We start from the raw sequence: 9,587 nt of genomic DNA, 5'->3' as shown, positions 1-9,587 counted from the left end.
GCCTGCGAGCTGCCCGGCCACGGCTGGGTCACCGCGACCCACGCCCGCGAGATCATCACCCGCCCCGGATCCGTCTGGGCCACCCTGCCCGTCGAGCTGCCCACCGGCCGGGCCCTGTCCCGCCCGACCCGCAGCTACCGCCCGACCCGGGCCATGGTCGAGCACGTCCAGGCCGTCGACGGGGTCTGCCGCGGACGCGACTGCCACGTCCCGGCCACCCGCTGCGACCTCGACCACGAGACCCCCTGGCCCACCGGACCCACCAACGTCGGCAACCTCCACGCCAAGCACCGCCTCCACCACAACCTCAAGACCGACGGCATCTGGACCTCCACCCCGACCCCCGAGCACGGCCTCACCTGGACCACCCTCACCGGCCGCACCTACACCACCCACCCCAAGAACTGGCGCGCCGGCATTGCCCCGCTGGATCCACCGGATCCACCGGATCCACCGGATCCACCGGATGCACCGGATGCACCGGATGCACCGGATGCACCGGATGCACCGGATCCGAAGAGCCGGCCGAGCATGCTCGGGACCGAGGACGACCCACCACCGTTCTGACGCTGTCGACGGCGCCGTGGCGTGAATCACTAGGACGTCCTACTAAACCGAACTCGCGAGTAGGATGACGGTTCGTGAGCACGAATGCCGACTTCGACCTGTTCCGGACCAGCGAGGACCACGAGGCCCTGAGGGAGGCCGTCCGCGCGGTCGCCGAGGACAAGATCGCCCCGTTCGCCGCAGTCGTCGACGAGGAGGCGCGCTATCCCCAGGAGGCGCACGACGCCCTCGTCGCCTCCGACTTCTTCGCCCCGCACGTGCCCGAGGAGTACGACGGCGTGGGTGCCGACGCCCTCGCGACGTGCATCGTCATCGAGGAGGTCGCCCGGGTCGACGCCTCCGCGTCCCTCATCCCCGCCGTCAACAAGCTGGGCTCCCTCCCGCTCATCCTCGCCGCCAGCGACGACGTCAAGGCCCGTTACCTGCCGCCCCTCGCCAAGGGCGAGACGACCTTCTCCTACGGTCTGTCCGAGCGCGAGGCGGGCTCCGACACCGCGTCGATGAAGTGCCGGGCCCGCCAGGACGGCGACGGCTGGGTGCTGAGCGGCCAGAAGTCGTGGATCACGAACGCCGGTGTGTCGGAGTACTACACGGTGCTTGCCGTCACCGACCCCGACGGACCTCGCGGCGGCAACGTCACGGCCTTCGTCGTCGAGAAGTCCGACCCGGGCTTCACCTTCGGCGCGAAGGAGCGCAAGCTCGGCATCAAGGGCAGCCCCACGCGCGAGCTGATCTTCGACAACGTCCGGATCCCCGGCGACCGCGTCGTCGGTGAGGTCGGCGACGGCCTCAAGATCGCCCTGCGCACGCTCGACCACACGCGCGTCACCATCGGCGCCCAGGCCGTCGGCATCGCCCAGGGCGCTCTCGACCAAGCGGTCGCCTACATCAAGGACCGCAAGCAGTTCGGCACGCGCATCGCCGACTTCCAGGGCATCCAGTTCATGCTTGCCGACATGGCGATGGAGCTCGAGGCCGCCCGCCAGATGGTCTACGTCGCGGCCGCCAAGTCCGAGCGCGGCGACAAGGACCTCACCTTCTTCGGTGCGGCCGCCAAGTGCTACGCCTCCGACGTCGCGATGAAGATCACGACCGACGCCGTGCAGCTGCTCGGCGGGGCGGGCTACACGAGCGACTTCCCGCTCGAGCGGATGATGCGTGACGCGAAGATCACCCAGATCTACGAGGGCACCAACCAGGTCCAGCGCCTGGTCATGGCCCGTCACGTCCTCAAGTAGGCTGGGCGCCGCTCGCGCGGGGAGGCCGGGCCATCGCGCCATGACACCCGACGACGAGAAGGACGCCTGTGGACCTGACTCCTGACCCCCAGCCCCCGGTCAGCGTCATCATGCCGATCCTCAACGAGGCGAGGCACCTTCGCGACGCCGTCGCGATGATCCTCGCGCAGGACTACTCCGGACCGCTCGAGGTCGTCCTCGCGCTCGGGCCCTCGACGGACCGCACCGACGAGGTCGCCGCCGACCTCGCGGCCGCGGATGCCCGCGTGCACGTCGTGGCCAACCCGAGTGGGCGCACGCCCGACGGGCTCAATGCCGCGATCGGCGCCAGCACCGGCGCGGTCATCGTCCGCGTCGACGGTCACGCGGAGATCCCCGACGACTACATCAGCGTCGCGGTTGCCGAGCTGCTCCGGGTCGGCGCCGACAACGTGGGCGGAATCATGGACGCCCAGGGCACGTCGGCCTTCGAGCGCGCGGTGGCCGCCGCGATGCGCAGCCCGCTCGGCGTCGGGAGCGCCCGCTTCCACACCGGCGGCGAGCCCGGCGATGCCGACACCGTCTACCTCGGTGTCTTCCGTCGCGCGGCGCTCGAGCGGGTGGGCGGCTACGACCCGCACTTCGCCCGCGCGCAGGACTGGGAGATGAACCACCGCATCCGCGAGACGGGCGGCAAGGTGTGGTTCACGCCCGACCTCAAGGTCACCTACCGCCCTCGTGCATCCGTCCAGGCCCTCGCCAAGCAGTACTTCCACTACGGCCGGTGGCGCCGCGTCGTCGCGAGGCACCACGAGGGGACGATCAACCCGCGCTACCTCGCACCGCCGACGATGGTCGGCGCCACGACGGTGGCCACGATCGCCGGTTTCGTGTGGCCGCCCGCCTGGATCGTCCCGGCGGCGTACGCCGTGGGCGTGACGGCCGGCGGACTCGCCATCAGCAGGGGCGAGTCGGCGGCGACCCGCGCCGCGACGCCCGTCGTCCTCGCGACGATGCACTGGTCGTGGGGCATAGGGTTCCTGACGAGCCCGAGCAGCCTCAAGCGCTGACCCGCGGGCGACACCGCCCGACCTCTCCTCACACGACACCTCATCGGAAAGGGCCGTCGATCGTGCTCGACAACGCGAAGCTGCTGGTTCAGCTGGGTCAGCAGGCCGTCCGCCGCCAGATGGCCAAGCGCAAGCTCTCCGCGCGGATGGAGCGCTCGGGCCTCGAGCGCGGCACCGACGCCCCCTTCCGCTGCGCCGTCTACTTCTCCGACGAACCGGTCAACCTCTACCAGATCCGGCAGTGGTACGCCCCCCTCCAGGAGCTGGCCAAGACCCAGCCCGTCGTCGTCATCTCGCGCATGCCCGAGACGACGAGCCTGCTCCTCGACGAGTGTCCGCTCCCGGTCCTGCACGGACCTCGTGTCACCGACATCGAGGCGTTCATGGCGGCCCATGAGATCGGTCTCGTCCTCTACGTCAACCAGAACGTCCGCAACTTCCAGATGTTGCGTTTCGCCGAGCCTGCCCACGTGTTCGTGAGCCACGGCGAGAGCGACAAGTCCTACATGGCCTCCAACCAGCTCAAGGCCTACGACCGGGTCTTCATCGCGGGACCGGCCGCCGCCGAGCGCCTCAGCGGTGCACTCGTCGAGTTCGACGTCGCCACGCGAGCGGTCGAGATCGGTCGGCCGCAGGCGGACGTCACCTACGAGGCACCGCAGCTGCCCGACGACGGGCGCACCACGATCCTCTACGCCCCCACCTGGGAGGGCGACCGCCAGAGCATGGCCTACGGCTCCATCGCGACCCACGGCGCGGCGATGCTGACCAGCCTGCTCGCCGACCGCCGGTTCCGGATCGTCTACCGACCGCACCCGCGCTCGGGGACGTTCGACCCGGCATACGGCACGGCGTCGACGCACCTGGCCCGCCTCGTCGCGGAGGCCAACCACGCCGACCCCGCGGCGGGGCACCTCGTCGACACGGAGACGGCGTTCGGCTGGCACCTGGCCCGGCTCGACGCGTGCATCACCGACATCTCGGCCGTGGCCCTCGACTGGCTCGCCACCGGCAAGCCGCTCGTGCTGACGCGTCCCGCGAACCCGCGCGCCGACGTCGAGCCGACCCGGCTCAACACGAGCGTGCCGATGGTCGAGGTCGACGACGCCCGCGAGATCATCGGCATCCTCGACGACGCGATGTCGGCGTCCGATGACTCCCGGGCCGGGGTCGTGCGGCACTACTTCGGCGACACGAGCCCCGGCGCAGCGACGCAGCGGTTCGTGCGGGCCTCGACCGATCTCATCGAGGCGCGGCTCACCCGGATGGTGCGCCAGACCTAGACCGACCCGAGCGTGCCCCGGCACGGACCCGTAGCGGCCGTGGACGCGGCACATGGCGAGCACCCCTAGACTTCGGCGAGGATCGGGTGGGGGACCGCCCAGCCCGGCCCTGGATGCAGAGGCCTCGAGACAGCACGAAGGAGAAGGTGGTCTGCGCGCATGATCGGCGTGTCCCAGTTCCGTGGCCTCATGGCCAACCGTCAGGTGGTGCGCACCCTCGTGGAGCGCGACCTGCGCGTCCGGTACGCCGGCAGCGTGCTCGGCTGGGTGTGGACGGTGCTCGACCCGCTGCTGATGGCCCTCATCTACCTGGTCGTCTTCACCGTGATCTTCCAGGCACGTCGAGGCGGCCACCAGCCCTACTTCCTGCACCTCGTGACCGGTCTGTTCCTGTGGCAGTGGTTCGCCCAGAACATGACGGAGACGTCGCGGGCGCTGCTGTCGGAGGCGCGCCTCGTGCGGTCGGCCAACCTGCCGCGTGAGCTGTGGGTCGTGCGCGTCGTCCTCGCCAAGGGTGTCGAGTTCGTGCTGACCCTCCCCGTCATCGCCGCCTTCACGATCTTCTACATGATCACCGGGCAGACGAAGCTGCACTGGACCATCGTGCTCCTGCCCGTCTCGCTCGTGCTGACCTTCCTGCTGTCCGTGGGCATCGGCATGATCCTCGCGCCGGTCACCGTGCTCGTGAACGACATGGCTCGCGTCGTCCGCATCGTGCTGCGCCTCGGCTTCTACGCCACCCCCGTGCTCTACAGCGCCGACATGGCGCCGCCCGTGCTGCAGAAGCTGCTCCTGTTCAACCCGATGAGCGGCATCCTCGAGCTCTTCCGGTCCGGCTTCTTCAAGGGTGAGATGAACATCCTGTCGGTCAGCTCGGCCGTCGTGCTGACGGTCGTGCTGCTCTTCGTGGGGGCTTTCGTGTTCAAGCGGCTCGAGCCGGCCGTGCTGAAGGAGATCTGATGGCCAAGCCGGTGATCGAGGTGCGCAACCTCGGGATCGAGTTCTACCGCTCCCGTCGTCGGCGCATGTCGCTGCGCGAGATGGTGCTCAAGCGACAGAACAGCGCGCCGAGCGAGACGTTCTGGGCGCTGCGGAACATCTCCTTCGACGTCGCCCGGGGCGAGGCCGTCGGTCTCGTCGGCGGCAACGGCAGCGGCAAGAGCACGCTCCTGCGGATGATCGCCGGCGTCATGCTCCCCGACGAGGGGCACGCCACGGTCCGGGGCAGGGTCGCCCCGCTCATCGAGCTGACCGGTGGCTTCCTCGGCGAGCTCACGGCGCGCGAGAACGTCTACCTCGCTGCGGGCCTGCACGGCCTGACCAAGGAGCAGATCGACGCCCGCTTCGACGAGATCGTCGACTTCGCCGGCCCCCAGGTGCAGGCCGGCATGGACATGCCGTTCCGCCACTTCAGCTCCGGCATGCAGGTGCGCATCGCCTTCGCGCTCATCACCACCCTCGACCAGCCCGTCGTCCTCGTCGACGAGGTCCTCGCCGTCGGCGACCGCGCCTTCCGCGAGAAGTGCTACGAGCGGATGGAGAACATGCTCTCGGGCGGCAAGACGCTCTTCCTCGTGTCGCACAGCGAGCACGACCTGCGTCGCTTCGCCGAGCGTGGCCTCTACCTCGCCTCGGGCCATCTCAAGAGCGACGGTCCCATCGACGAGGTGATCGCCCAGTACAACGCCGACGCCGACGCGGACGCCGCTTCGTGAGGCTCGACGAGCGCCCGCTCGTCGGCGACGCTCGTGCCCGGGCCGTGCACGGCCGGTCCTGCGGTGGCGACTTCCTCGTGGTCGGCGGCGCGCCGGCGTCGGACCTCCTCGAGTCGCTCGAGCCCTTCGGCCTCGCCCGCCGTTCCGCGCCCGTCGACGCGCACACGGTCTCCTCGGACCTGCTGGCCGCAGCGGACGTGGCCGCGACCGCGAGCGACGTGCCGCTCGTCGTCGTCAGCCACGACGTGCGGATCAGCCCCGTCGCCCTCCTCGACCTGCTCGACGGACCGCGCGACGTGACCTCGACCGCGGTCGTCGACGGCCCGGTCACCGACCTGCGCGGTGACGCCTCCGACGTGGCGCCGGGCGGCTTCGCCCCCGTGCGGGTCGACCCCGTGTCCCGACGCGTCACCTCCGTCGGGACCGTGCGGCACGTCGTGAGCGGACCGACGACGTATGCCGCCGGCATCCTCCGCGTCGCCGCGGCCGACCGCATCCGCGTGGCCGAGGTCCTTCGGGCGGCAGCGACGAGCGAGTCGGCAGGGGAGCCCGGCATCCAGGCCTTCGACCTGGCGCTGCTCGCCGTCGTCCGCGACGCCGTGGTCCCGGTCGCCGCGACACCCCTGGCCCACGTCACCGTCGAGCGCGGCCACGAGCAGCGTCCCGGCGTCGTCGGCTCCGCGTGGCAGCAGCGACTCCGTGCCGCCTCGCGCGGCAATGACGGCGTCTTCTCGACGCACGCGATCCGTCCGCTCTCACGTCGCCTGACGGCATACGGCCTCGGGCGCGGCTGGACGCCCAACGTCGTGACGTTCGTCAGCCTCCTGCTCGGCCTGGCGGCGTGCGCGCTCGCCGCCGTCGACACGCGCTGGGCGTGGGTGCTCGCCGCCGTCCTGCTCCAGGCCTCGCTCGTCGTCGACTGCGTGGACGGTGAGCTCGCCCGGTTCACGCGTCGCTACAGCCCGCTCGGCGGGTGGCTCGACGCGGTCAGCGACCGCATCAAGGAGTTCACGCTCGTGGCGGCCGTCGCGTGGGTCGCAGCGCGCCGGGGCGACGACCTGTGGTGGCTCGCCATCGTCGTGCTGGCCCTCCTCGCCGTCCGTCACGCCGAGGACTTCGCCTACGCGACCCGCCACCGTGCCCTCTCAGCCCGCCCCGTCGTGCCACGCGCGCTCGACGTGCCCGGCGACGGGGGAGCGCAGGGGGCCCGCACCGACGTGCCGGCCGCGCCGACGGGCCGCGCCCGTCTCGTCCGCGACGTCAAGCAGGTGCTGCACCTGCCCATCGCCGAGCGCTACCTCGTCATGTCGGTCGGGCTCCTCCTCTACAGCCCGGCCCTCCTGCTGTGGGCGCTCGGGATCGCGTCAGCCATCGCGTTCGCGTGGACCCAGGTGGGGCGCCTCGGCAAGGCCCTGACCGGGCGGGACCACTTCCGCGCCGACCAGCCCGACCCCACGCTGCCGCACCTCGTCGACCTCGCCGTCGTGCCGAGGCCGACCGGTCGCGGGCGGCTCGCCTGGCAGCTGCCCGGCCTGCTCGTCGCCGTCGAGGCGGCGGCCCTGCTCCTCGCCGCCGGCGGTGACCCCGTCGCCCGCGCCGCCGCGTACGCGTGGCTGGCGGCCGTGTGCTGGCACGTCTACGACAACGTCTACCGGCTGCGCGAGACCGGCCGGGGCACGCCGCACGCCCTCGTCCGCGCCACCCTCGGGGTCGAGGGCCGCGTCGTCGTCCTCGCGATCATCGGCGGCTTCACCGACCGGCCGGCCGTCCCGCTGCTCGTCGGCGCGGTCCTGCTCATCGTGGCGTATGCCGCCGAGTCCGCTCGCGCGTGGCGCGCAGTCATCGGGTCGGGCCCCTCCGGTGGGGCCACCGATGCGGCAGCGGACGGGTCGACACGGCAGGATGGCTCCTCGTGACGCACGACCCGACGCACGACCCGACGAACGACCGCCCGAGCATCGCGGAGCTCAAGGCCGTCGCGCAGCCGCCCGAGCACATCGCCCGCTACAACGCGGAGCACTGGGCCGGCGCGCTCTACATCCGTCACCTCTCGATCTACGCGACGCGCGCCCTCCTCCCGACGCACATCTCGCCCAACGGCGTCACGTGGCTGATGATCCTCACCGGCCTCGTCGGTGCGCTCGCCATCCCGTTCGGCGGTCTCGTCGGGCCGATCGTCGCGGTCCTCGCCATGCAGCTGCAGATCCTGCTCGACTGCTCCGACGGTGAGGTCGCCCGGTGGCGCCAGCGGTTCTCGCCCGCCGGCATCTACCTCGACCGCATCGGGCACTACGTCACCGAGGGGGCGATCCCCGTCGCGATCGGCCTCCGAGCCGACGGGTGGAGCCTGTCGGCGCCCGGCGACGTCGGGGGCTGGACGGCGCTCGGCATGCTCGTGGCGCTCGGCGTCCTGCTCAACAAGGCCTTCACCGACCTCGTCCACGTGGCCCGCGCCAAGACCGGACGCCCGCCGCTCGAGGACGTCGAGGGCACGGCCCGCCCCAAGGCGTCGGGCATGGCGCGCCTGCGACGCGCCTTCGACTACGTGCCGATCTTCCGGGCCTTTGTCGCCGTCGAGGCCTCGATCCTCGCGCTCGTCGCTGCCGTCGTCGACGCCGTCCACGGCGACCTGCTCGGCACGCAGGTCCTCGTCATCGCGATGGTGCCGCTCATCGTCATCACGGCCGGGGGCCATCTGCTGGGCGTGCTGTCCAGCTCGAGGCTCGACTGATGACCGGCAGCGAGGCGTCGGTCGCGCCGCTCCCGGTGCTCCAGTGGGCCCAGGAGCACGGCGAGGTCGGCGGGGTGCGCACGAGCCACGCCCAGCTGACGAGCGTCCTTCGGGCAGAGGGCATCCCGGTGGCCTACGTCGACACGGGATCGGCACGGCGCGCTGCCTCGGTGCTGCCGCGGCTCACCCACCGGTCGCTCCACCTGCTGCACCTGACCCGCCTGTGGCGGGCCATGGTGCTCGCACCGGCCTTCGCACTGCTGCCGGGCCGCACCGTCCTCGTGCTCCACTCGGGCTCGACCGGGGGGCAGGTCGCGCGGATGACCGCCTGGCGCCGCCGGGCCCTGGTGCTCGCGCTCCACGCCTATGACGAGATCTGGGCGGTCAACGACGAGATCGGGGCCATCCTCCCCGCCGCGCTGCGTGCACGCATCACCGTCGTGACGCCCTTCGACTCGTCCGCGGCGCCGGTGCCGAGCCCGTACGAGCGGGAGCCCCACGCACTCGCCCTAGCGACGAACGCCGGTCTGGCGCACTACAACGCCCAGCTCGGCATCGACACGGTCCGTCGCGTGCGAGAGCGCTGGAGCGACGCGACGCTCACGGTCCTCGCCTACGGCCACGACTCGCCGGAGGTCGACGCGCTGCGTCGTCTCGCCGAGGGGGAGCCGTGGCTGACCGTGGCCTTCGACTCCAGCGCCGACGAGGTGTCGGCCGTCCTGTCCCGCGTCGGCACGTTCCTGCGCCCCACGAGCTGGGACGGTGACTCCGTCATCGTCCGGGAGGCCCAGGCGGCCGGAGCCACCGTCGTCGCCAGTGACACGGCGCCCCGGCCGGCGGGCGTCGTGCTCGCCCCTCTCGATGCCGAGGCGCTCGCGGCAGCCGTCACCGACGGGGGACCCGTGAGCGACGGCAGTGGTCTCGCCCAGACGACCCTGGCCGACGCGGTGCGGTCCGCCGAGTCCGCGGCGACTCGTCGCTGAGCACCCCGACCGGTACCCTCG

8 protein-coding genes and 1 pseudogene are annotated in these 9,587 nt (G+C 71.7%); all 9 read left to right on the top strand.

Annotation, left to right across the window (positions count from 1 at the left end; genetic code table 11):
• Nucleotides 1-567, top strand: a pseudogene (locus AB4Z14_RS13885) (HNH endonuclease signature motif containing protein); the annotation flags it as partial.
• Nucleotides 568-641: 74 nt separating this feature from the next.
• Nucleotides 642-1,805 carry an acyl-CoA dehydrogenase family protein gene (locus tag AB4Z14_RS13880; RefSeq protein ID WP_442275686.1) on the top strand — a complete coding sequence of 388 codons (1,164 nt, stop codon included), beginning with the start codon at nucleotides 642-644 and terminating at the stop codon, nucleotides 1,803-1,805.
• 68 nt (nucleotides 1,806-1,873) lie between these two features.
• The gene (locus AB4Z14_RS13875; protein WP_442275685.1) at nucleotides 1,874-2,854 is read left to right on the top strand and encodes a glycosyltransferase family 2 protein; all 981 of its coding nucleotides are present in this window, start codon (nucleotides 1,874-1,876) and stop codon (nucleotides 2,852-2,854) included.
• Between the two features lie 62 nt (nucleotides 2,855-2,916).
• Nucleotides 2,917-4,137: a CDP-glycerol glycerophosphotransferase family protein gene (locus AB4Z14_RS13870; protein WP_442275684.1), complete on the top strand. Its 1,221-nt coding sequence runs from the start codon at nucleotides 2,917-2,919 to the stop codon at nucleotides 4,135-4,137.
• Nucleotides 4,138-4,296: 159 nt separating this feature from the next.
• Nucleotides 4,297-5,097, top strand: coding sequence for an ABC transporter permease (locus tag AB4Z14_RS13865; RefSeq protein ID WP_056775719.1), 801 nt, complete (start codon nucleotides 4,297-4,299; stop codon nucleotides 5,095-5,097).
• The gene (locus AB4Z14_RS13860) at nucleotides 5,097-5,852 is read left to right on the top strand and encodes an ABC transporter ATP-binding protein (RefSeq protein WP_442275683.1); all 756 of its coding nucleotides are present in this window, start codon (nucleotides 5,097-5,099) and stop codon (nucleotides 5,850-5,852) included. Before AB4Z14_RS13865 ends, AB4Z14_RS13860 begins: the two co-directional genes overlap by 1 nt.
• Entirely contained in the window at nucleotides 5,849-7,768 is a 1,920-nt protein-coding gene (locus AB4Z14_RS13855) for a DUF5941 domain-containing protein (RefSeq protein ID WP_442275682.1), read from the top strand. The genes AB4Z14_RS13860 and AB4Z14_RS13855 overlap by 4 nt, the downstream gene beginning before the upstream one ends.
• A complete protein-coding gene (locus tag AB4Z14_RS13850) occupies nucleotides 7,765-8,583 on the top strand; it encodes a CDP-alcohol phosphatidyltransferase family protein (protein ID WP_056775724.1) in 819 nt (272 codons plus the stop codon). Before AB4Z14_RS13855 ends, AB4Z14_RS13850 begins: the two co-directional genes overlap by 4 nt.
• Entirely contained in the window at nucleotides 8,583-9,566 is a 984-nt protein-coding gene (locus AB4Z14_RS13845; protein WP_442275681.1) for a glycosyltransferase, read from the top strand. Before AB4Z14_RS13850 ends, AB4Z14_RS13845 begins: the two co-directional genes overlap by 1 nt.
• Nucleotides 9,567-9,587: the final 21 nt, after the last annotated feature.

The sequence above is a fragment of the Terrabacter sp. 2TAF16 genome (genome assembly GCF_052115065.1).
In the GTDB taxonomy this organism is placed as follows: domain Bacteria; phylum Actinomycetota; class Actinomycetes; order Actinomycetales; family Dermatophilaceae; genus Terrabacter.
This window is presented reverse-complemented; position numbering and strand designations above follow the sequence as displayed.